This window comes from Amycolatopsis sp. FU40, assembly GCF_021903635.1.
In the GTDB taxonomy this organism is placed as follows: Bacteria; Actinomycetota; Actinomycetes; order Mycobacteriales; family Pseudonocardiaceae; genus Amycolatopsis; species Amycolatopsis dendrobii.
On record NZ_CP091381.1, the window covers coordinates 7,163,000 to 7,183,311 of the forward strand.

Annotated in this window: 21 protein-coding genes; 4 read left to right on the forward strand and 17 right to left on the reverse strand. The window is 68.7% G+C overall.

Annotation, left to right across the window (positions count from 1 at the left end; translation table 11 throughout):
- Positions 1–83 precede the first annotated feature (83 nt).
- On the forward strand, positions 84–644 hold the full coding sequence (locus L3Q65_RS33665; protein WP_182892637.1) for a DedA family protein: 561 nt from the start codon (positions 84–86) through the stop codon (positions 642–644).
- Here L3Q65_RS33665 and L3Q65_RS33670 read toward each other — a convergent pair.
- Positions 598–1,710, reverse strand: a complete 1,113-nt coding sequence (locus L3Q65_RS33670) for a serine hydrolase (RefSeq protein ID WP_182892638.1) — start codon at positions 1,708–1,710, stop codon at positions 598–600. The genes L3Q65_RS33665 and L3Q65_RS33670 overlap by 47 nt on opposite strands.
- Before the next feature lie 64 nt (positions 1,711–1,774).
- Here L3Q65_RS33670 and L3Q65_RS33675 point away from each other — a divergent pair, with 64 nt between their 5' ends.
- Positions 1,775–2,329 carry a TetR family transcriptional regulator gene (locus tag L3Q65_RS33675; RefSeq protein WP_237597528.1) on the forward strand — a complete coding sequence of 185 codons (555 nt, stop codon included), beginning with the start codon at positions 1,775–1,777 and terminating at the stop codon, positions 2,327–2,329.
- Here the strand turns inward: L3Q65_RS33675 and L3Q65_RS33680 are convergent.
- Positions 2,326–3,231 (reverse strand): LysR family transcriptional regulator, encoded by a 906-nt coding sequence (locus L3Q65_RS33680; RefSeq protein WP_182892640.1) that lies wholly within the window; start codon positions 3,229–3,231, stop codon positions 2,326–2,328. The genes L3Q65_RS33675 and L3Q65_RS33680 overlap by 4 nt on opposite strands.
- A gap of 87 nt (positions 3,232–3,318) precedes the next feature.
- Here L3Q65_RS33680 and L3Q65_RS33685 point away from each other — a divergent pair, with 87 nt between their 5' ends.
- Positions 3,319–4,218: an EamA family transporter gene (locus L3Q65_RS33685; RefSeq protein ID WP_182892641.1), complete on the forward strand. Its 900-nt coding sequence runs from the start codon at positions 3,319–3,321 to the stop codon at positions 4,216–4,218.
- A gap of 3 nt (positions 4,219–4,221) precedes the next feature.
- Here L3Q65_RS33685 and L3Q65_RS33690 read toward each other — a convergent pair whose 3' ends face one another.
- The 4 genes from L3Q65_RS33690 to L3Q65_RS33705 form a co-directional block, all read right to left on the reverse strand.
- Positions 4,222–4,851 carry a hypothetical protein gene (locus tag L3Q65_RS33690; protein ID WP_182892642.1) on the reverse strand — a complete coding sequence of 210 codons (630 nt, stop codon included), beginning with the start codon at positions 4,849–4,851 and terminating at the stop codon, positions 4,222–4,224.
- Between the two features lie 181 nt (positions 4,852–5,032).
- Positions 5,033–5,680: a DedA family protein gene (locus L3Q65_RS33695; RefSeq protein ID WP_182892643.1), complete on the reverse strand. Its 648-nt coding sequence runs from the start codon at positions 5,678–5,680 to the stop codon at positions 5,033–5,035.
- Between the two features lie 109 nt (positions 5,681–5,789).
- Complete coding sequence (locus L3Q65_RS33700) at positions 5,790–6,986, reverse strand: RNA polymerase sigma factor (protein WP_182892644.1); 1,197 nt, start codon at positions 6,984–6,986, stop codon at positions 5,790–5,792.
- Entirely contained in the window at positions 6,983–7,363 is a 381-nt protein-coding gene (locus L3Q65_RS33705) for a YciI family protein (RefSeq protein WP_182892645.1), read from the reverse strand. Before L3Q65_RS33705 ends, L3Q65_RS33700 begins: the two co-directional genes overlap by 4 nt.
- Positions 7,364–7,465: 102 nt before the next feature.
- Here L3Q65_RS33705 and L3Q65_RS33710 point away from each other — a divergent pair, with 102 nt between their 5' ends.
- Entirely contained in the window at positions 7,466–7,888 is a 423-nt protein-coding gene (locus tag L3Q65_RS33710) for a nuclear transport factor 2 family protein (RefSeq protein WP_220507590.1), read from the forward strand.
- A 51-nt stretch (positions 7,889–7,939) separates the two neighbouring features.
- On the opposite strand, the gene L3Q65_RS33715 is transcribed toward L3Q65_RS33710, so the two are convergent.
- The 11 genes from L3Q65_RS33715 to L3Q65_RS33765 form a co-directional block, all read right to left on the reverse strand.
- Entirely contained in the window at positions 7,940–9,052 is a 1,113-nt protein-coding gene (locus L3Q65_RS33715) for an ABC transporter ATP-binding protein (protein ID WP_182892647.1), read from the reverse strand.
- Positions 9,049–10,044 (reverse strand): ABC transporter ATP-binding protein, encoded by a 996-nt coding sequence (locus L3Q65_RS33720; RefSeq protein WP_182892648.1) that lies wholly within the window; start codon positions 10,042–10,044, stop codon positions 9,049–9,051. The genes L3Q65_RS33715 and L3Q65_RS33720 overlap by 4 nt, the downstream gene beginning before the upstream one ends.
- A 4-nt stretch (positions 10,045–10,048) precedes the next feature.
- Entirely contained in the window at positions 10,049–10,984 is a 936-nt protein-coding gene (locus L3Q65_RS33725; RefSeq protein ID WP_182892649.1) for an ABC transporter permease, read from the reverse strand.
- Positions 10,981–11,982: an ABC transporter permease gene (locus L3Q65_RS33730; protein ID WP_182892650.1), complete on the reverse strand. Its 1,002-nt coding sequence runs from the start codon at positions 11,980–11,982 to the stop codon at positions 10,981–10,983. The genes L3Q65_RS33725 and L3Q65_RS33730 overlap by 4 nt, the downstream gene beginning before the upstream one ends.
- Positions 11,983–12,069: 87 nt before the next feature.
- Positions 12,070–13,746: an ABC transporter substrate-binding protein gene (locus L3Q65_RS33735; protein WP_182892651.1), complete on the reverse strand. Its 1,677-nt coding sequence runs from the start codon at positions 13,744–13,746 to the stop codon at positions 12,070–12,072.
- Positions 13,747–14,172: 426 nt separating this feature from the next.
- Positions 14,173–14,649 (reverse strand): uridine kinase, encoded by a 477-nt coding sequence (locus tag L3Q65_RS33740; RefSeq protein WP_237597529.1) that lies wholly within the window; start codon positions 14,647–14,649, stop codon positions 14,173–14,175.
- 44 nt (positions 14,650–14,693) lie between these two features.
- Positions 14,694–15,131 (reverse strand): DUF2304 domain-containing protein, encoded by a 438-nt coding sequence (locus tag L3Q65_RS33745; RefSeq protein WP_237597530.1) that lies wholly within the window; start codon positions 15,129–15,131, stop codon positions 14,694–14,696.
- Between the two features lie 10 nt (positions 15,132–15,141).
- A complete protein-coding gene (locus tag L3Q65_RS33750; RefSeq protein WP_182892653.1) occupies positions 15,142–15,897 on the reverse strand; it encodes a glycosyltransferase family 2 protein in 756 nt (251 codons plus the stop codon).
- Positions 15,898–15,903: 6 nt separating this feature from the next.
- The gene (locus tag L3Q65_RS33755; protein ID WP_237597531.1) at positions 15,904–17,859 is read right to left on the reverse strand and encodes a DUF6541 family protein; all 1,956 of its coding nucleotides are present in this window, start codon (positions 17,857–17,859) and stop codon (positions 15,904–15,906) included.
- 83 nt (positions 17,860–17,942) lie between these two features.
- Complete coding sequence (locus L3Q65_RS33760) at positions 17,943–19,226, reverse strand: hypothetical protein (RefSeq protein ID WP_237597532.1); 1,284 nt, start codon at positions 19,224–19,226, stop codon at positions 17,943–17,945.
- Positions 19,223–20,242: a glycosyltransferase family 2 protein gene (locus L3Q65_RS33765; RefSeq protein ID WP_182892656.1), complete on the reverse strand. Its 1,020-nt coding sequence runs from the start codon at positions 20,240–20,242 to the stop codon at positions 19,223–19,225. Before L3Q65_RS33765 ends, L3Q65_RS33760 begins: the two co-directional genes overlap by 4 nt.
- Positions 20,243–20,312 lie beyond the last annotated feature (70 nt).

A 20,312-nucleotide genomic window follows, 5' to 3' on the forward strand; every position in this document is an offset into this window, starting at 1 on the left:
GGAAATCTGTGTCCCGGCTGTGCCTTGCTGTGAAGAGCCGGTGATCGGGACTCATCTGGGCTGCGGTGACGGTTAATGGAGATATGGACGCTACGACGGCTGGGCTGGTGGTGCTATTCGTCGTCTCGCTGGTGCCGGTGCTGCCCACCGAGGTGACACTGCTCGGCATGGGCGTGGCCGCCGCGCAGCACGGGACCTCGCTGGCCGTCGTGATCGCGGTCGCGAGCTTCGGCTGCCTGCTGTCTGACCAGGCGTTGTACGCGCTCGGGCGGTTCGGCGGGGCTCGGGTGCTGGCCCGGCTGAGCCGTCGGCGCAAGCTGGCCGCCGGGCTGAACTGGCTCGACGGACGTTTGCAACGGCATCCGCGGCCGGTCCTGGTGGTCGCGCGCTGGCTGCCTTCCGGCGGGACGGTCGGCGCACTGCTGGCCGGCTCGTTGCGGTGGCGGTTCACTGAGTTTCTGACCGCGTCCGCGATCGGGGTGCTGCTGTGGACGTCGTATGCCGCGTTCCTCGGCTACGCCGGCGGGCAACTGGTCGCCGAGCCCGGGCTGAGCCTCGCGTTGTCGCTGACCATCGCGGTGGTGCTGGGCACGGCGATCACTCTCGGGATCCGACGGCACGCAGCGCCGAGTACAGCGCCTTGATCAGCGGTTCGTTCTCCGGAGCGGCCGCGGCGGGGAACGGGATCCGGCGGCGGGTGTAGCCGTACGCGATGCCGTTGCGCGGGTCGGCGAACGCCTGCTGGCCGCCCGCGCCGCTGTGCCCGAAGCTGCCCTGGCCCAACTCCGGGCAGTACTCGCCGGTGGCGTGGAATCCGACGCCGAACGCCTTGTGCTGATGCAACACCACGTCGTGGCCGACGGACTGGATCTGCGCGAACTCGGCGACGGTTTCCGCCTTCAGCAGCGGCGGTTCTCCGTCCAGCGGACTGATCGCCGCGGCGTACATCCGGGCCAACCCGCGAGCTGACGCGACGCCGCCGAACGAGGCCGGGCCGAGCCGCCGGACCTCCGGGAGATTCGGCAGTTCCCAGACTTCCGGGCCGTCCGGACGGTGCCGGTTGAACGCGATCCCGTTCAGGCTGTTCGCGGCGGGCGGGGCGATCTGCCGCTCGGGGGTCAGGATCATCGGCTGCGCGCTGACGAATCGCGGCTCCAGTTCGGCGGGGAGGCCGAGATAAAAGTCCACTGTGTACGGATCGCGGACCCGTTCGGCGAAGTGTTCCTGGATGGTGCGGCCGGTCGCCCGCAGCACGACCTCGCCGCTGAGCGCGCCGATGACCAGCGCGTGGTAGCCGAACGCGCTCCCCGGCCGCCAGAACGGACGCTGACGAGCAAGCCGTTCCGCGACGATCCGGTCGTCCGCGAGTTCCGCACGGCTGAATCCTTCGTCGGCCCCGACCAGTCCGGCTCGGTGCGCCAGGAGTTCTCGCAGGGTGACGTCGGCCGAGAACTCCGGCCAGTAGTGGCGCACCCGCTGGTCGAGGTCGAGCACTCCGTCCTGGACCAGCAGCGCGACGACCAGGTGAGCCGCGCCTTTCGTCGCGGAGTAGGCACCAAGCAGGGCATCCCCGTCGACGCCGGTCCACAAGTCGACTATCCGCTCGCCGCGGTGGTACGCCACCAGTTGAGCGGCTCCGTCGGCGACTGCCGCGAACGTGTCCCGCACCTGTTCGAAACCGGGCTGCACGATGCCCTCGATGGTTGCCATGCCACGACCGTACACCTATTAATAACCATTGGTCACTAACTCTGTCTCGGTAGAGTCCCGAGCTATGACTCGACCGCGGCCAGGCCGCCCCGCGCAGCTCGACCGCGAGCGGATCGTCGACGCGGCGTTGTCCGCGGGGAACCTCGACACGCTGACCATGCGCGAACTGGCCGCGCGGCTGGGCGTGACGCATGGCGCGCTCTACCGCTGGGTCGCCAATCGGGACGCACTGTTCGATCTGATCAGCGAGGTGGTGCTGGAGCGGGTGCTTCCGGCGGAAGGCCCGCCACGCCGGTCTTGGCGGCCATGGCTCGCCCAGGTCGCGTGGGCGATGCACGACCAATTCCTCGCGGTCCCCGGTTACGCGACCCGGTTGTCCAGGCCGCACCGGCACAACGCGAATTCGTTCGGCAGGCTGCGCTCTCAGGTGGTCACCGCGTTCACCAACGCCGGTGTTCCGCCGGAGCTGGCCGAGCAGAGCTGGTACATCTTCATCACGTGCACGGTCAGCTGGCTCGCAGTGCGGGAAAACCCGCTCGACCTCGGGCCGGACGCGCCGCGGTTTGAGCTGTTTCTCGATACCTTGCTGCGAGGGCTTCCCGCCCGGGAACCCGGTTAAGTCGTCAGCGCAGCCACTTCGGCACGCAACTCGTCGATCACAGTCGCGACCGCCGGACGATTCGCCGCACCCGTACGGCACACCACTTCCACCAACCGCGCTGCCCGGATCCCGGCCAACGGACGACCGACCAAACCACTGCCCCGCCGAGTGTCCATTGTGTACCGAGGCATCAACGCGATCCCGTGCCCCGCCGCGACAAGCCGTTCGGTGATGCGGAAATCGTTGATGCGCTGGACGATCTGCGGCCGCACCCCGGTGCGCACGGTCAGCGAGCGCAGAACGTCGTCGACCGGGAACCCGTGGTCGACCGAGATCCAGCGTTCGTCGGCGAGGTCGGCCAGTCCGACTCGGCGGTTGCGGGCGAGGCGGTGTCCGACGGGCAGGGCGACGTCCAGTGGTTCGCGCAGCAGCGGGACGACGTCGAGGCGTTCGGTGTCGAATTCGGGAGCGTGCTCGTCTCGGTGGGCGACAACGACGTCGTAGTCGGCGACCAGGCCGGGCACCTGCGGCGGGACCATGTCGACGTCGCGGACGTCGACCTCGAGGTTGTCGTACTGCTCGATCCGGCGCAGCAGGCCGGGCAGGAGCATCAGGCCCGCGGATTGGAAGATCGCGATCCGGACGCGTCCGCGCGGGGCGCTGCGATAGGTGGCCAGTTCCGCTTCGGCCCGGTCCAGTGCGGCCAGGACGTCGTCGGCGCGGGCGACCAGTGCGCGGCCCGCGTCGGTGAGGCGCAGGCCGCGGCCTGCTGGTTCGGTGAGTGCGATGCCGACCTCCGCCTGCAACGCGCGCAACTGCTGGGAGATCGCCGACGGCGTGCAGTGCAGCGCCCGAGCGGCGGCGGTGACGCTGCCCCGATCGGCGAATTCGCGCAGCGTGCGGAGCCTGCCCAAGTCCATCCGCGCAGTGTATGTGAAGCACAGCTACACAGTCGGTGCAGTTTTTCTCGCTGGTGCTTCAAGGTTTGCCTAGGCAGAGTGGCGGGCATGGCCATCCGGGACCGTCTGCTCGCTGTGTTCGTCGCCGTCTTGTGGGGCCTCAATTTCATTGCGATCCACGCCACACTCGGCCAATTCCCGCCGATGTTCGCGGGTGCGCTGCGGTTTCTGCTGATCGCGATTCCGACGGTCTTCCTCGTGCCGCGGCCGCGCGTGAAGCTGCGGTACCTCCTCGGCTACGGGCTCGGGTTCGGCACCGGGCAGTTCGCGTTCCTGTTCGTCGCGATGCACCTGGGCATGCCGACCGGGCTCGCGTCGCTGGTGTTGCAGGCGTCCGCGCCGTTCACCGTGCTGCTGGGCGCGGTGCTGCTGCGGGAACGCGTCTCCGGACGGCAGCTGGCCGGGATCCTGCTCGCGGTGGCGGGCATGACCGCGATCGCCTGGCAGCAGTCCGCCCACGCCGCGCTGGTGCCGGTGCTGCTGACCTTGCTGGCCGCGCTGAGCTGGGCGATCGGCAACCTGAGCATGCGCCGCGCGGAGCCGGACAACCCGTTGCACCTGACGCTGTGGATGTCGGTGGTGCCGCCGCTGCCGATGCTGGCGCTGTCGAGCATCTTCGAAGGCCCCGGCGCGGCTTGGCATTCGCTGGCGACGCTCGGCACCAAGACCGGCCTGATCGGCATCGCGGGCCTGGCGTACGTCGTCGTCTTCGGGACGGTCGTGGGCTCCGGCATCTGGACCACGCTGATGCGCCGCAACCCGGCGGGCGTGGTCGCGCCGTTCTCGCTGCTCGTGCCGGTGGTGGGATTGACGGCGTCGTTCTTCATCCTCGGCGAGGAGCCGACGGTCCTGACCCTGGTCGCGGCGGCGGTGGTGATCGGCGGGGTGCTGCTGGGCTCGCTGCGGAGGAAGCCCGCGGTCACGCCGGAGGAGCTGCTGCCGGTGTGAGGGTCACCGGCCGGGACGCTGCCGCAGCAGCTCCGGCACCCGGTCGTATGCCTTCAGCTCGCCTGCCAGCTCCGGGACCAGGTAGCCGAGCACCCGCAGAATCGTCTCGTGGTCCTTCCACAGATGCCGGTGATGAATCGGCTCGTGATGCATGATCCGGTTGCGGAACAGCAGCACGGTGCGCAAATCCGTGTGCAGATCACGCCGTTTGCCGCGGTAGAAGGCGAACGTGCGATGCAGGTGCGGGACCCACAGCGTCCGGTCGTAGGCACTGCTGAGCGTGGACACCCAGAACCCGAGCGACAGGTTGGCCACGAGGTCGTCCGGGGTCCGCGGCCGTCCGCGCACAGTCAGCTTGCGCCGGGCCTCGGCCAGCTTGCCGACGCCGTCGGGGCGCAGCGGGGCGACCCGCCACCAGTCTTCCCGGCCGAACGCCGTCGCCAGCGTGCGGTGCAGGCCGTTCCGCAGCGCCAGCTCCAGGCAATGCAGCGCCGGGTAGAACGCCGCGGAAACCTCCACGTTCCACCAATAGAGCGCACTTGCCCTGGCGAGATCGCCTTCCGCCTTCGCGAGATACGGAGCGAACCTCGGGGTCGACAGACCTTCCTCGATCCACCCCGGCTCCTCCGGCATCAGCCGTCCCTCCCCCTTTTTTTGCCCCCTCCGGGCTGGAGGGGATGTGCTAGTATGGCGCAGTACGCCCCGGGTCGCCTCTGCTTTTGCATGCCGCCCGGGGCATCGCTTATTTCCGGGCCCAGGAACAGAAAACCCCCGGCACGTCCGAAGACCCGCCGGGGGAATCCCGTCAGCTAGTTCAGGCGACCGCGTCGTTCTTCTCCTCCGCCTGCGAGGACGCCTCCGCGTGCCGGGCCATGCGCTTCTTCAGCACCAGCGTCACCACCACGCCGATCACCAGCGCCGCTCCGAGGCCTGCCCACTGGAAGCCCTTCAGCCACTTGTCGGCGACCACGCCGAGGTAGTAGATGAGCGCCGTCGTCCCGCCTGCCCAGACGATGCCGCCCAGGGCGTTCGCGACAAGGAAGCGCGGGTAGTGCATGTTCAGCGACCCGGCGAGCGGGCCGGCCAGGATGCGCAGCACCGCGACGAACCGGCCGAAGAACACAGCCCACATACCGCGTTTGTGGAACATCTTTTCGGCGCTCGCGATGTGGTCGGGGCCGAAATGCTTGGGGAACTTCCGGCCGGCCCAGGCGAACAGCCGTTTGCCGCCCTTCTTGCCGATCAGGTACCCGATGCTGTCGCCGATGATCGCGCCCGCCGAAGCCAGCACGCCGATCCACAGCGGGTTCAGGCCGCTGTGCGACGACGCCAGCAGCGCCGCGCTCACCAGCACGATCTCCCCCGGCAACGGAATGCCCAGGCTTTCGACCATCACCACCAAGCCCACCAACAGGTAGACCGACAGCGGAGGGATCGCCTCCAGCACGTGGTCGATGTTCACTGCCAACCCCCTTGTGATTCGTGCCTGGTCTCCGCAGGGTACCCAGGTCGAAAGCTTTCCCGCGTCCACCTGCAGTCGGGGGTGGGGTCCGCCTTCCGGCAGGGTTTTTTCAGGGTTTTTCCGACATAACACGCAAAGCGCGCGATTCGAAGTACTCCCGTTCCGGGAGGCTCAAGGTGCGCTGGGCGGCGCGGACGTAGCAGTCGTGGGCACCTCGCGGATCACCGGACAGTTCGAGGAGATGGGCGCGGACCACGTCGGCCCGGTAGTGGTCCAGGTGCTCGGTCGCGTCCAATTCGGCCAGCGCGACCGCCGGGCCTTCGACGCGGGCAAGCGCGACCAAGCGGTTGAGGGTGACCATCGGACCGGGCGCGATCTGCCGCAGGAGGTCGTACAGCAGCAGGATCTGCGGCCAGTCGGTGTCGTCAGCGGTCGGGGCTTCGTCGTGCACGGCGGCGATCGCGGCTTGCAGCTGGTACGGGCCGACCGGGGTGTTCGCCAGCGCGTGTTCGATGAGGGCGCTGCCTTCGGCGATCGCGGCCGCGTCCCAGAGCGAACGGTCTTGGTCGACCAGCGGCACGGGGATGCCGTCCTGGCCGGTGCGGGCGGGGCGGCGGGCGTCGGTGAGCAGCATGAGAGCGAGCAGCCCGGCGACCTCGCCGTCGTCAGGGAGCAAGGCGTGCAGTTGCCGGGCGAGCCGGATGGCCTCCGCGGTCAGTTCGACGCGGTTCACCTCGCTGCCGGAGCTGGCGGTGTGGCCTTCGGTGAACACCAGATACAGCACCTGCAATACCGCGGCGACGCGTTCCGGCAGCTCGTCCTGGGGCGGCAGGGCGAAATCCGCACCGCGCAGCTTCTGCTTCGCGCGGCTGATTCGCTGGCCGATCGTCGGCTCCGGGACCAGGTACGCCCGCGCGATCTCGGCGGTGGTCAGGCCGCCGACGGCACGCAACGTGAGAGCCACCTGCGACGGGCGGGTCAACGCGGGATGGCAGCAGAGCAACAGCAGGGTGAGGGTGTCGTCTTGCTGCGGCACGAGTTCGAAGGACGGCGGTTTCAGTGCGGCCACCGTCTCCTCGCGGCGGATCCGCGCGGCCTCGTTGCGCCACATCTCGATCCGCCGCCGCGAAGCGGTCGTGATGAGCCAGGCCTTCGGATTGTCCGGGACCCCGTCCTTCGGCCACTGCACGGCGGCGGCGAGCAGGGCCTCCTGCACGGCGTCCTCGCATTTGCCGAAATCGCCGTAGCGGCGCACGAGCGCGGTCAGCACCTGCGGGATGAGGTCGCGCAGGAGGCCGTCGATCACAGCTCGAAGTCCACGTCGCCGGTCAGCCCCATCACGGGCCGCACCTCGATCGTCGCGTACGGGGCCTCCGGGATCCGCGCGGCGATCTCCAGCGCGCGGGCCTCCGAATCGCATTCCAGCAGGTAGAACCCGGCGAGCTGTTCCTTGATCTCGGCGAATGGCCCGTCGGTGGTGCTCACGCCGTCCGCGCTCACCCGGACCTGCTTCGTCAGCTCCGGCGCGGCCAGCCGCTCGGACACGATCCGCTCGCCGGTGCCCGCCAGCTCCTCGTGGAACCGCTGGTAAGCCCGCAGACCCTCGGCCTTCTGCTCGTCGGTCATCCCCGCCCACGCCGCGCGCGACGCCGGGTTGCCGTAGATCAGGACCAGATACTTCATCGGGAGCCTCCTCGAAAAGTTTTTCCACCCCAGATGTCGAAGCAGGGCGGACGGCTTCGACGTCCCGGACGAACACCGAGTCCGGGAAAAGGAGACCACAGAATGTCCGAAAACGAGATCCGCGACCTGCTGGCCGAGCGCACCGCCGCGATGCACGCGAAGGACCCGCAGCGGGTCGTCGCGAGCTACACCGAGAAGGCGGTCAAATTCGATCTCGCCCCGCCGCTGCGCACGACCGGCGCTTCCGCGGAGCACGTCGCGCAGTGGATGAGCACCTTCGACGGGCCGATTTCCTATACGTACCACGACGAGGAGATCACCGTGTCCGGCGATCTCGCGGTGGTGGCGGCGCTGGCGAAACTGACCGCGACGCCGCAGGGCCAGAGCGAATCGTTCACGCTCTGGTTCCGCGCCACGCTTGCCTTGCGGCGCACCGGAAACGACTGGCTGATCGCGCACGAGCACAACTCGACGCCGTTCCACATGGACGGTTCGTTCCGCGCCGCTGTCGACCTTCAGCCCTGAAAACGCGGTGAAGGGCTCCTCGAATTGCTTCGGGGAGCCCTTCACCGGCGGTCAGAGGATTTCGGCGGCCGAACCGACGTCCGGCGGGCCGAGGTCCGGGTTCAGCGCCCCGGCGTCGACCAGTTCCACCTCGACCTTGTGCGGCTGGATCCGGCCGTCGCGGATGTCCTCCGCGTAGTGGCAGGCCACCCGGTGCCCGTCGCCGATCTCGCGCAGCTGCGGGCGATCGGTGCCGCACAGGCTTTCCTGCTTCCACGGGCACCGCGTGTGAAACCGGCAGCCCGACGGCGGATTGGCGGGCGAAGGCAGGTCGCCGGCCAGCAGGATCTGCTCGCGGCTGTCCTCCACCACCGGGTCCGGCACCGGGATCGCCGAGAGCAGCGCGCGCGTGTAGGGGTGCAGCGGATTCTGATACAGCTCCTCCGACGTCGTTTCCTCGACCAGCGCGCCGAGGTACATCACGCCGATCCGGTCGGAGATGTGCCGGACCACCGCGAGGTCGTGCGCGATCACCACGTAGGTGAGACCGAGCTTGTCCTGCAGATCCTCCAGCAGGTTCACCACCTGCGCCTGCACCGAAACGTCGAGCGCGGACACCGGTTCGTCGGCGACGATCAGGTCCGGCTCCACCGCGAGCGCCCGCGCGATGCCGATGCGCTGGCGCTGGCCGCCGGAGAACTCGTGCGGGTACTTCCGCAGCGCGGTCTCCGGAAGGCCGACCGCGCTCAGCAGTTCGCGCAGCCGTTTCGCGGTGGACTCCTTGTCCTTGTCCAGCCCGTGCGCGCGCATGCCCTCGACGAGGATCGACTCGACCGACTGACGCGGGTCCAGGCTCGACATCGGGTCCTGGAACACCATCTGCATCCGCCGGCGCGCCTTGCGCAACTGCTCGCCCTTGAGCTGTGCGACATCGGTGCCGTCGAACACGACCTTGCCGCCGGTCGGCTCGTTGAGCCGCAGGATCGCGCGGCCGAGCGTCGACTTGCCGCAGCCGGATTCGCCGACCAGGCCGTAGGTTTCGCCGCGGCGGATCGACAGGTCGACCCCGTCGACCGCGAACACGTGCCCCACCGTGCGGTCCACGATGATGCCGCGCTTGATCGGGAAGTGCACCTTGAGGTCGGTGACCTCGAGCAGCACCTCGTCGGTGTTCGCCACCGTCATCGGGTTCCTCCTCCTGCCGCCACGGCGGGTTGCACCGGGTTGTGGCAGCGCAGCAAGCCGTTCCGGTCGGGAACGAGCTCCGGCGAATGCTCCAGGCAGGCCTGGATCGCGTTCGGGCAGCGCGGCGCGAACGCGCAGCCGCCGTCCCACGGGATGTTGTCGGCCACCGAACCGCGGATCGGCACGAGCTTCTCGCCGCGGCCCTCGTCGAGCCGCGGGATCGAGGACAGCAGGCCGTGCGTATACGGATGGCGCGGCTGCGCGAACAGCGAATGCCGTTCCTGGCGCTCCACGATCCGGCCGCCGTAGAGCACGTTGACCTCGTCGCAGAGCCCGGCGACGACGCCGAGATCGTGCGTGATCATCACCAGCGCGGTCCCGGTGTCCTGCACCAGTTCCCGCAGCAGCGCGAGGATCTGCGCCTGGATCGTCACGTCGAGCGCGGTGGTCGGCTCGTCGGCGATGAGCAGCCGCGGACGGCAGGCCAGCGCGATCGCGATCAGCGCACGCTGGCGCATCCCGCCGGAAAGCTGGTGCGGGTACTCGGAAAGCCGCCGCGTCGGGTCGGGGATGCCGACCTTGTCGAGCAGTTCCGCCGCTTCGATCCGCGCCTTCTTGCGCGGCATGTCGCGGTGGCGCTCCAGCACCTCGGTGATCTGCAGCCCGATCGGGATGACCGGGTTCAGCGAGGACAGCGGATCCTGGAACACCATGCCGAGATCGCGGCCGCGCCGGTCGCGCATTTCGCGGTCGGACAGGGTCAGCAGGTCGGTGCCCTCGAAGCGCACCGAACCGCTGACGGTGTTGCCGCGCTTGGCGAGCAGCCGCATGATCGCGAGCGACGTCACCGACTTGCCGCAGCCGGACTCGCCGACCAGACCGACCGTCTGGCCGGGTTCGACGTCGAAACTCACGCCGTCGACCGCGGTGAACGGACGCTCGCCGCGGCGCTGGAACACGACCTTCAGGTCGCGGACTTCGAGAAGTGCCACGGGGTCACCGCCGGTTCTTCGGGTCGAGGGCTTCGCGGAGGGACTCGCCGAGCAGCGTGAACCCGAGCGCCACGATGATGATCGCGATCGCCGGGTAGTAGGCCAGCTCGGGCCGGATGTCGAGGAAGTGCTGGGAAGCGTTGCCCAGCATCAAACCCCACTCCGCGCGGGTCGGGTCCGGGTCGCCGAGACCGAGGAACGACAGCGCCGCGGCCTCCAGGATCGCGGTCGCCAGGGTCAGCGTCGCCTGCACGATCACCGGGCCGAGCGAGTTCGGCAGCATGTGCCGGAACACGACCGTCGTCCGCTTCACGCCGAGCGACGTCGCCGCGAGCACGTGGTCCGCCTCGCGCTGGGCGAGCATCGAACCGCGCAGCAGCCGGGCGAAAATCGGCACGCCGATGATCGACACCGCGATGATCACCGTCCACTGGCTCGGCTTCGCGAACAGCGAGGCGATCGATATCGCCAGCAGCAGCGAGGGAAACGCCAGCAGCACGTCGACCACTCGCATGAGGACCGTGTCGACCCAACCGCCGAAGGCACCCGCGAGACCGCCGATAAGCGCACCGATGAGCACGCCGATCACCGTGGCGAGCACGCCGACCAGCAGGGTCTGCTGTGCGCCGATCAGCAGCCGGGACAGGAAGTCGCGGCCGAAATCGTCGACGCCGAGCGGGAAACCGGGCTGTGCGCCGGGAATGATGCCGCGGCCGAGGATGACCTTGTCCTGCAAATACCGGACCTGTGGATCCTTCGGCGCGAGCAGCGGCGCGAAAATCGCCAGCAGCAGGAACAGCAGGATGATCACGCCGCCGACGATGGCCACCGGACTGCGCAGCATCCGGCGCAATGCCTCGGCGCCGAGGCTGCGCCCGCCCGCCGACGCCGCGGCGAGCTTGTCGATCGGCTCTTTCTTCTTGTTCAGCAGAGTGTTCACCGCACACGCACCCTCGGGTCGATGAGCCCGTAGGAAATATCCACGAGCATGTTCACGAGCACGTAGACCAGTGCCCCGAGAAGCAGCAGCGCCTGCAGCCGCGGGTAGTCCCGCTTGTCGATCCCTTCGGCGAGAAGGAATCCGAGGCCGCGGAAGTTGAACACTCGCTCGGTCAGCACGGCGCCGCCGAGCAGCGCGCCGGTCTGCAGGCCGATCGTGGTGATCACCGGCAGCAAGGCGTTGCGCAGCACGTGCCGCTGGCGGACCACGGGCTGCGTGAGGCCCTTCGAGTTCGCGGTGCGGATGAAGTCCTCGTTGAACACGTCGAGCACCGAAGCGCGGGTGATCCGGGTGATCACCGCGAGCGGAATGGTGGCGAGCGCGAGCGCGGGAAGAATGAGGTGCTTGATCGCGTCCCACACCGCGTCCCATTCGCCGGTCATCATTCCGTCGAGAATGGCGAAATGCGTGACGACGGTGGCATCGATGCCCGGTGCCTGCCTGCCCTGCGACGGCAAGCCGAGCGGCGTGGAAAGCAGGTCCTGCATCATGTAGCCGAGGAAGAAGATCGGCACCGCGACGCCGACCAGGGTCAGCACGATGATGACGTTGTCGACGATCTGCCCGCGGAACCGCGCGGCGAGATAGCCGAACGAGATCCCGAGCGCCACGGCGATGATCATCGCGGTGATGCCCAGTTCAATGGTGGCCGGAAGGAACGTGCCGATCTCCGACATCACCGGCCGCGACGACACGAGCGAATTGCCGAAATCGCCGGTGACCGCGCGGCCGAGGAATTTGAAGTACTGCACGAAAATCGGCTGATCGAGGCCGAGCACGTGGTTCAGGTTCGCGAGTTTTTCCGGAGTCGCCTTGTCCCCGAGCAGAGCGGACGCGGGCCCGCCGGGGAGTGAGCGCAACCAGGCGAACACCAGGATGGACAGGATGAGCAGCGTCGGGATCGCTTGTAGCAGCCGACGCACGAGAAAACGGAGCACGAGTAGTCCTTTGTGTACAGCCCGGGAACGAGGCCAAGGGCAGGCGCGGTAGCACCTGCCCTTGGCCTGGCTGCTCAGTGGAGCACGTCAGCCGATCGTGACGTTGTTGAAGCGTTCGTCAGTGAGCGGGCTGGCCACCACGCCCTTGATCTTCGGGCCGACCACGATCGCCGGCGTCGGGTAGGCGATCGGAATGGCGGGCAGGGCGTCCATGATCTTCTTGTTGGCGTCCTGGTAGGCCTTGGTGTGCGCGTCGCCTGCCGGCGAGGCGTCCGCGGCGGCGAGCGTGTTGAAGATGTCGGTGTCCTCGAGGCCGAATTCCGGCTTCGGGCGGCCGAAGAAGGTGCCGACGAAGTTGCCCGCGTCGTTGTAGTCACCGGTCCAGCCGAGCAGGTGGATGTCCTGCTTGCCGTTCTGCTGCACGTCGTCCTTGTACCCGCCGTTCCAGGACTCGGCGACCGGCTGCACGTTGATGCCGATGGCCTTCAGGTCCTCGGAGATCGCGGTGTAGGTGTCGGCCGGGTTCGGCATGTAGGGCCGGGTGACCTCGGTCGGGTAGTAGAACTTCAGCGTCATGCCCTCGGCGCCGGCGTCCTTCAGCAGCTGCTTGGCCTTGGCCGGGTCGTACGGGTACTTGGTGACGTCGTCGGTGTAGCCGGAGATCGCCTTCGGCACGAACTCGGTCGCGACCTCGGAACCCTCGGCCAGCTTGGAGCGCACGAACTGCTCGCGGTTGATGCCGTAGGCCAGCGCCTTGCGGACCTCGGGCTTCTTGAGCAGCGGGTTGCCCTTTTGGTTGATGCCGAGGTAGAGCACGTTGAACGACGGGCGGATCAGCACCTGCTCGCCGTCGTTGCGCAGCAGGCCGTAGTCGGCGGGGGCCGGGAAGTCGTACCCGTTGATGTCGCCCGCCTTGAGCGCCTGCTTGCGGGCGTTCTCGTCCGGGATCACCTTGAACACGAGCTTGTCCAGCTTCGCCGGTGCGGGCATCGTGCTGGTTTCGTTGCGCACCAAGGTGATCTGGCCGTTGCCCTGGTCCCAGCTCTCGAACTTGAACGGGCCGGTGCCGGTCGGGTGCTTGTAGGCGTACTCGGAGTACGTGATCGAGGTGCCGGAGCCGGTGACCTTGTCCGCGTTGTACTTCTTCAGCGCGGTCGGGCTCTGGATCGCGAACGACGGCAGGGTGAACGCGGCCGGGAAGGCGCCCTTCGCGCGGGTCAGGTTCAGAACCGCGGTGTGGTCGTCCTTCGCTTCGCAGCTCTTGTAGAGCGGATCGCCCTTGGTGATGCCTTCGTTGTGCGCGAAGCCGCCCCAGACGTCGCCGTAGTAGATCATCTGGCTCTGGGCGGTGGCGCCCTTCATGTTGTACCAGCGGTCGAAGTTGAAGCAGACCGCCTTGGCGTCGAACGGGGTGCCGTCGCTGAACTTGACGCCCTGCTTGAGGTCGAAGGTCCAGGTCTTGCCTTCGTTGCTCGACGTCCACTTCTCGGCGAGCGACGGGGCCAGGTCCGCGGTGCCCGGCTTGTTCTGGATCAGCGTGTCCAGCATCTGCCGGGTGATCCGGAGCGTCTCGCCCTCGTCGGCGAAGATCGGGTCGAACACCTTCGGGTTGCCGGTGTTGCCGAAGACCATGGTGCCCCCGGACCCACCGCCTCCGGCCTCGTCCCGCTTCGATTCCGCGCACGCGGACAGCGAGACCGCGAGCACGCCCGCGAGCCCGATCAGAGCTGCCCGGCATGTTCGGGTCAGCCGCAATTGCTGCATCTGGCACCCCTTGGGAATGTTCGGTGTATCGAAATGCACCGTCGGCGGTCAGTTCGGGAAGACCAGTGCGATCGGTGTGTTCGGTGACACTAGCGGGAACTCGGCCGCCGCTTAAGCACGTGAGGTTACGATCGCGCTACGTAAGGCCCAAATTGAGTGCAATGTGTCGGCAATTATGCGCGCAGCGTAGCGAAAACCGCCGGTTTGGTACGTTGAGTGGCGGTTTGCTCACCCGGTTGGCCTAGCGGTCCGGGTTGTCCGTTCCGGGTGCCGTGGATGTTCCGGAACCCCGCCGGAGGGCCTTTGGCGTTGCCCGCGAAGGACCCGGAAAGCGCCCGAATGTACTCGAGTCGCCAGTGCTCGCGCATTCCGCGCAATAGCCGTTTCGCCTGCCGCAAACCGATGTCGAGCCGAGATTCCGGTTGTTCAGACCAGCTGGTCGGCGGCCTCCCGGGTGCCGTCCACCGCGAACCAGCCGCGCTCGAACAACTGCCAGCGGCGGAGTTCGGCCCGAGCCGTCTCGCCGTCCCGGGCGACTGCCCTGGACAACCGTTCAGCCTCGGTGCCGCCCTCGATCCAGCACAGCCACGATAGCCGGGACCGCAGTGCGCGGCGTCCGCTCGACACGCCTTCCAGCACCAGCACCTCGGGAACTTCGACGCGCACCAGCTCGCCGGGACGCGGAGCGCCGGAGGTCCAGTCCATCCGCCGATACTCGCCGGGCAGGCCCTGTGCCAGCGGCGTCAGCACGCCGTCCTCCAACTGCGGCCACCACGCGACAGGATCGTCCCAGGTAGCGAAGGCATCCGTGCTGACCAGCGCGGCACGCGAACCGAGAGCTTCGACCGTCTCGGCGGCGAGAGTGGATTTCCCGGCTCCGGACGGACCGTCGACGGCGAGCACCCGGACGCCGCCGAGCCGGGGCGGAGCGGCGAGCAGTGCGGAGATCAGAGAACGCGTGCCGGCCTCGCTTCGGGCAGGCCGTCCACAGTGTCCGGCGCGGTCGTGCGCTTCTCCAGTTCGGCGATGCGTGCTTCGAGGGCGCGCTGGGTGTCTTCCAGTTCGCAGCGCAGCAACGCGGTCTCCTCGACCGCAGTCCGCACCTCTTCCTCCAGGTGCCCGACCTCGGTCGAGAGCTGCAGCGAAACCATCGCGAGGACCACTCCGGACAGGAAGAAGACGAAGTTGGACGGGGTCTCCACGCCCGTCAGGTGCGCCACGAAGTTCGCCACCGCCGGCACCACCGCGAGGATCACGACGCCGATGGCCACCACGAGCCAGATGCCAGCGTACTTCTCGCGCAGCTTGCGCCGCCGCATCATCTCGATGACGACGAACAGCACGAGACAAGCGATGACGATGCTCAGTACGCGCCAGCCTGCCATGGTGGCCTCCTTACGCGGCGTCGGAAGAATCGACGGACGGACGGCGGCGGACCAGCGCCAGCAGCAGCGCCAGCCCCGCGCGACCCAGGTACACGGCGGATTTCACCGGCGATTGGCTCGGTGTGCCGCCCGCCCGCTCCCGCATCAGGACCGGGGTTTCCGCGATCGTGAGCTTCGCCCGGATCGCCAGCACGAGCGCCTCGATCGTGTCGCCGAGGTATTCGGCCGGATAGCTGGCGGCGAACAGCCGGATCGCGCGCGGCCCCATCGCCTTGAACCCGGACGTGACGTCGCTGAGCCTGGTCCCGGCCAGCTTGCTGAACACCAGCGACAGGACGGCCATCGCGCACTTGCGCGGACCGACCGCCCGGTACGAGCCCTTGCCCGCGAACCGGGAGCCGATCGCGAGGTCGGCCCCCTCGTCGAGCAGTCGCAGCAGCGCGCCGACCTCAGCCGGATCATGCTGTCCGTCGGCGTCGACCTGGACCACCGCGTCGTAGCCGCGCGAGACGGCGTAACGGAACCCGGTGCGCATCGCGCCGCCCACGCCGAGGTTCACCGACAGCCGGACCACCCTGGCTCCCGCCTCGCGGGCGAGTTCGGCGGTGCGGTCGAGCGAACCGTCGTCGACGACCAGCACGTCCATGCCCGGCAGCGACCGCTTGATCTGGGCGAGCACTGCCGAGACGCTGTCCTGCTCGTTGAAGGCCGGGATCACGATGAGCACGCGGCGGGTGTTCACGAGCGTGCCGGACAAGTCAGCCATGAGCGCTCACTCCCCGTGCGAAGTGCTCGGCGCGGGTTCGGCGGCGACGCCGGACTGTCCCGCGATCTCGTAAATCGTCGCGTCGGAATTGCGGAAGACGACGTGGAACATCGGGCCCTCGGCGATCCGGGCGACGCCCGCCGACTGGATCGCGGTGACGGTGGCCAGTCCCTTGCCCTGGATGACATAGCGCACGTGCAGGTCGGTGAGGTCCCTGCGGACTCGCGGCGACCTGCCGACCTGGTCTACTTGGTCGCTGAGGTACGCGGCCGTCGTGCCCGGACCGGCTCCGTAGAAGCTCCACTCGACCGGCGTCACGCCGGACAGCGCGTACATCCACGCCGAACCGTCGGCCTTGTTGTTCATCACGCGTTCGCCGGGCACTGTGTGCTGCGCGAGCCAGTCGTACGCGGCTTCCTCCGCTTTGGACACCGTGGGCCCGTCCTGGTACCTGGCTGCCAGCCGCACCGCGTTGCGTCCGATGTAGCCGCCTCCGCTCAGCCCGCCGAGCACCACAGCCAGCAGCAGCACGGCAACGCCGGTGAGCACGACCGGCTTGAGCTTCACCCGCGGCTGCGCCTTGCGCACCAGCCAGGCGACGAAAGTGTTCGTGAACTCGCCGAAGGCCACCGCGCCGGCGAGCGGCACGAGCGCGGCGATCCGCCAGTGGTCGTTGTAGAAGACGCTCGTGACCGCCCGCACGAGGTTCGAATCGAGCGATACGGTGACCATGAACAGGCCGCCGAACACGACGTACGCGCCGACCAGCCACAGCATCCGCCGGTGCCGCACCATCAACACGATGCCGATGAACGCGGGAACGCCGACCCACCACTGCGGGAACTCCGACATCGGGGAGAAGGTCAGCGTCTCGCCGAGGCCCCCGGCGACGGTCGCCTCCGACGGCCAGTGCGCGCTCGTCACGCCACTGGCGTTGTACAGCGACGGCAGCACGAGAGGCACGCCGAGCACGATCGCCAGCCCGACGGTCGCGATCAGCGAAGGCGCGCTGCGCCGCCATTCGATCTTCTCGTAGCGCAGCAGCACCGCGAGCAGGATGAGCAGGAAGTACACGCCGAGCACGAATACGAGACTGGTGTGCAGGCCGCACAGTCCGGCGACGCCGACTCCGAGCGCGACCGGGCCCGCCACGCCGTCCGGCTTCAGCAGGTACCGCGCGAGCACGAGCATCGCCGGGATCAGCGCGACGCCCGCGACGTACGGCCACAGAGGACCACGCCACAGCGAGTCGTACGGGAACGCGCTGAACCACGTGGTGACCGCGGCGGCCGCGGCGGCGCCCAGCGCGGGCATCCCCCACACCCGGCACAGTGCCGCGACGCCGACCGGCACGGTGAAGATCACCGCCAGCGCGGCCAGATTCAGCGTGGGCATCATGGTGAGCCCGGCCTTGCCGAACACCAGCGAGAGCAGCGCGTGGTAGGTGTCCGGGTAGAAGTAGTCGGTCTGGTCGGGCAGGTTCGCGATCGTGCCCACGGTGGACGGCCGGGCGTCGCCGTGTTCGGCGATCCAGCGGATGAGGTTGCCGTGGAACGGCGCGTCCCAGCCCTGCTGGACGGAGTTGATCCCGTTGGTGCCACGCAGGAAAGCGACCGCGCCCACGGCGAGGCCCGCGGCGACGCCCGCCGCCATCACGACGTGGTCGCGCAGCGGGAGCTTCGGAAGCTCCTCGACCGTCCAGTCCGGATGGCGGCGTGCGCGAAGGCGACGCACGGCGAACGCCAGCCCGAAGCCGGCGATCGCGAGCACCAGCGTCCAGAGCGCGACGGCGAGCATCGTCCAGCGGATGCCGAGCCCGCCGAGCACCGGGACGCCGAGCGCGACGACTCCGAAGGTGAGCAGAGGCGCGGTGGCGGCGAGCGTCCATCCGCGCAGCCGGACGGCAGCCCCGAAGACGAGCCCGGGCACCCAGAATGCGAGCAGCACCAGAAGAACGTTCATCGGATTCGCGTTCCAACCGTGAGCACCATTTTGCCTTCGCCGCACACCGATGCCGGAGGCTGCCAAGTCACACTACTGCGGCGCTATTCCGCCGTTTCATCGGAGTCGCGCATTGCCCTCGCCGACGAATTGACGAGAACGAATGCGAGCACAACCGCGAGGCCGGTCATTGGCGCGGCGGCGAGTGCGACGACTGCACGAAACACGGTGTCTCCGGGCACGGCCAAAAGCAGCACCGAAGCCGTGGCCGCGACCACCGTCCAGGTGATCAACACGCGCCTGGCCTGGGCGCGCGCGACGAGCACGGCGGTGAGCAACTGCATGGGCACCAGCAGCACCGAGGACCAGACGAGCCCGGCTACCGCCCAGCCGTCCACCTGGTAGCCGGCGCCGTAGACGAACCCCACTGCCCACGGGCCGAGCAGCAGGCCGACCAGCGCGCCGAACGCGGCCAGCGCGAGCGAGGCGGAGGTGCCGAGCAGCAGCACGCGCCGCAGCCGGTGCCGTCCGGCCTCGCTCGCGGAAAGCCGTACGACGAACGGCACCGCAAGCGATTGCACCGGCCCTACCAGCGTCAACGGCAACCGCGCGATGACCAGCGCGGCGAAGACCGCACCGAGCCGGTCGCGGTCGCCGCCCGGGGCGAGCAGGCCGACCAGCGCGGGATATCCGGTGATGACGCTCGCGGTGAGCGCGGCGCCGAGCAGCAGCATCAGCATCCGGCGGACAGTCACCGGCCAGCCGTCGCCCTCGGCGCGGACGTCGAGCAGCCGCCAGCCCTGGCGGACGAACAGCAGCCAGGCGAACGAACCCGCCGCGACTGCCAGCGCCAACGGCACCAGCTGGTAGGCCGTCGCGATGACCAGCAGGCCCAGGACCAGGGCACGAACCGCCGGTTCGGCCACCACCAGCCAGGCGAAATGCTTCACCTGGTGCTGTCCGATCAGCAATCCGCGGATGCCGAACTGGCAGGCGAACGCGACGCCGCCGGCCAGCACGACCAGGGCGAGCTCCCCGGATCCAGGGAAAAGCCGGTCGTTGACCGGCGGGACGAACAGCGCTAACCCGAACGCGGCGGCCACCGCGGCGGCGGTGGCCACGGCCCGGAGCGCACCCCGGCCGGCGAGGCCGCCGGTGAGCGCCGCGACCGCGGACTGCCGGGAAAGTTCCTGCTCAAGCGGGGAAAGAGCGCTGCCGAGGCCCATCAGCAGGCCCCAGAAAGTGACGAACGTGGCGTACTGGTCGGGCGGGAGAAGCCGCGCACAAGCGACGGTGAGGACGTAGCCGAGGACGATCGACGCGATCAGCGAACCGCCGAGTTTTCCTGCGGTGCGGTGGGTGTCGCGGACGACTCCGGTCACGCTCATCGACGCCGCAGCCGTGCGCGTAACGCGAGGTAGAGCCCGCGAAACACCCCCGAGCCGAAGCCGACCGCGAAGACCGGCAGCAGGGTGCCGACCGCGCGCGCCTCGGCGTTGGTGGCCCCGCACTTCTTCACCACAGCGGCGGCCGCGACGCTTCCAGCCACGCCGAGCGCGGCCGTTGTCTTCGGCTTTTTCACCGCCAGTCCGGCACCCATCGCGCCTACAGCGAGCGAACAAAATAACGCGTTTCTCGCTGGACCGGGTGAATTTAGGTAGGAATCAACATAGGTTGTCCCCCGAAAGAATGACTGAGCGTAGAACTTTGTGAAGGAATCACGCCCGTGGTAGATCGCGGAGAACTGCGGGGCCAGAAAAATCCGCGATCGTTCGGCGATCCAGCGCAGCATCCGGGTGTCGTCGCTGGCGAGCCGGACGTCGTCGAACAGCGAGGCGAACGCGGCCGCCGAGCCCTCCAGCAGGTCGCGGCGCGCGCAGAAGAACGTGGTGCCCTTGGGGTAGCCGTCGAACTCCTCGATGCCGAACGACGTCAGCTTCGGGTCCGCGAAGTACCGCCGCCAGCCGATGGCGACGAGGCCGGACATGAAGCCCGCGTAGGGGTTGTGCTCGGAGGCGACGTGGATGTGGCCGTTCCAGACCGCGCGCTCCGGGTGTTCGACGAGTTGCTCGCGCAGGAACGCGAGGCTGCCCGGGTCGACGATGACCCGGCTGTCGAGCAGCAGCAGCCAGTCGCCGGAGGCCTTCGCCATCCCGGCCCGGCGAGCCTCGAACCGGCCGCCGTTGGGCTGGGTCAGCACCGTGATGCCGTGCTTCTCCTGCAGCCGGGCGAGCCGTTCGGGCGTGCCGTCGGTGCTCCCGTCGTCCACGACGAGCACCTCGACCGGCCACCGGGCCGCCGCCGCGGAGGCGATCAGCGCGCCCACGCTGCGTTCGATCCAGTCCTGTTCGTTGCAGACCGGGATCACGACGCTGAGCGACGGAACGAGCGGGTGAGCACTCACGCGGCGAGGCTACCCTGCGCCTGACCGGCGCGAATGCCCAGTATCCTTGCCGCCGTCGCTAACCCTCTGT

What these genes read in the sequence shown, in the direction of transcription:
- L3Q65_RS33665 (WP_182892637.1), top strand. Translation starts at nt 84, where the DNA reads ATGGACGCTACGACGGCTGGGCTGGTGGTGCTATTCGTCGTCTCGCTG.
- L3Q65_RS33670 (WP_182892638.1), bottom strand. Translation starts at nt 1,710, where the DNA reads ATGGCAACCATCGAGGGCATCGTGCAGCCCGGTTTCGAACAGGTGCGG.
- L3Q65_RS33675 (WP_237597528.1), top strand. Translation starts at nt 1,775, where the DNA reads ATGACTCGACCGCGGCCAGGCCGCCCCGCGCAGCTCGACCGCGAGCGG.
- L3Q65_RS33680 (WP_182892640.1), bottom strand. Translation starts at nt 3,231, where the DNA reads ATGGACTTGGGCAGGCTCCGCACGCTGCGCGAATTCGCCGATCGGGGC.
- L3Q65_RS33685 (WP_182892641.1), top strand. Translation starts at nt 3,319, where the DNA reads ATGGCCATCCGGGACCGTCTGCTCGCTGTGTTCGTCGCCGTCTTGTGG.
- L3Q65_RS33690 (WP_182892642.1), bottom strand. Translation starts at nt 4,851, where the DNA reads ATGCCGGAGGAGCCGGGGTGGATCGAGGAAGGTCTGTCGACCCCGAGG.
- L3Q65_RS33705 (WP_182892645.1), bottom strand. Translation starts at nt 7,363, where the DNA reads ATGAAGTATCTGGTCCTGATCTACGGCAACCCGGCGTCGCGCGCGGCG.
- L3Q65_RS33710 (WP_220507590.1), top strand. Translation starts at nt 7,466, where the DNA reads ATGTCCGAAAACGAGATCCGCGACCTGCTGGCCGAGCGCACCGCCGCG.
- L3Q65_RS33715 (WP_182892647.1), bottom strand. Translation starts at nt 9,052, where the DNA reads ATGACGGTGGCGAACACCGACGAGGTGCTGCTCGAGGTCACCGACCTC.
- L3Q65_RS33735 (WP_182892651.1), bottom strand. Translation starts at nt 13,746, where the DNA reads ATGCAGCAATTGCGGCTGACCCGAACATGCCGGGCAGCTCTGATCGGG.
- L3Q65_RS33745 (WP_237597530.1), bottom strand. Translation starts at nt 15,131, where the DNA reads ATGGCAGGCTGGCGCGTACTGAGCATCGTCATCGCTTGTCTCGTGCTG.
- L3Q65_RS33750 (WP_182892653.1), bottom strand. Translation starts at nt 15,897, where the DNA reads ATGGCTGACTTGTCCGGCACGCTCGTGAACACCCGCCGCGTGCTCATC.
- L3Q65_RS33755 (WP_237597531.1), bottom strand. Translation starts at nt 17,859, where the DNA reads ATGAACGTTCTTCTGGTGCTGCTCGCATTCTGGGTGCCCGGGCTCGTC.
- L3Q65_RS33760 (WP_237597532.1), bottom strand. Translation starts at nt 19,226, where the DNA reads ATGAGCGTGACCGGAGTCGTCCGCGACACCCACCGCACCGCAGGAAAA.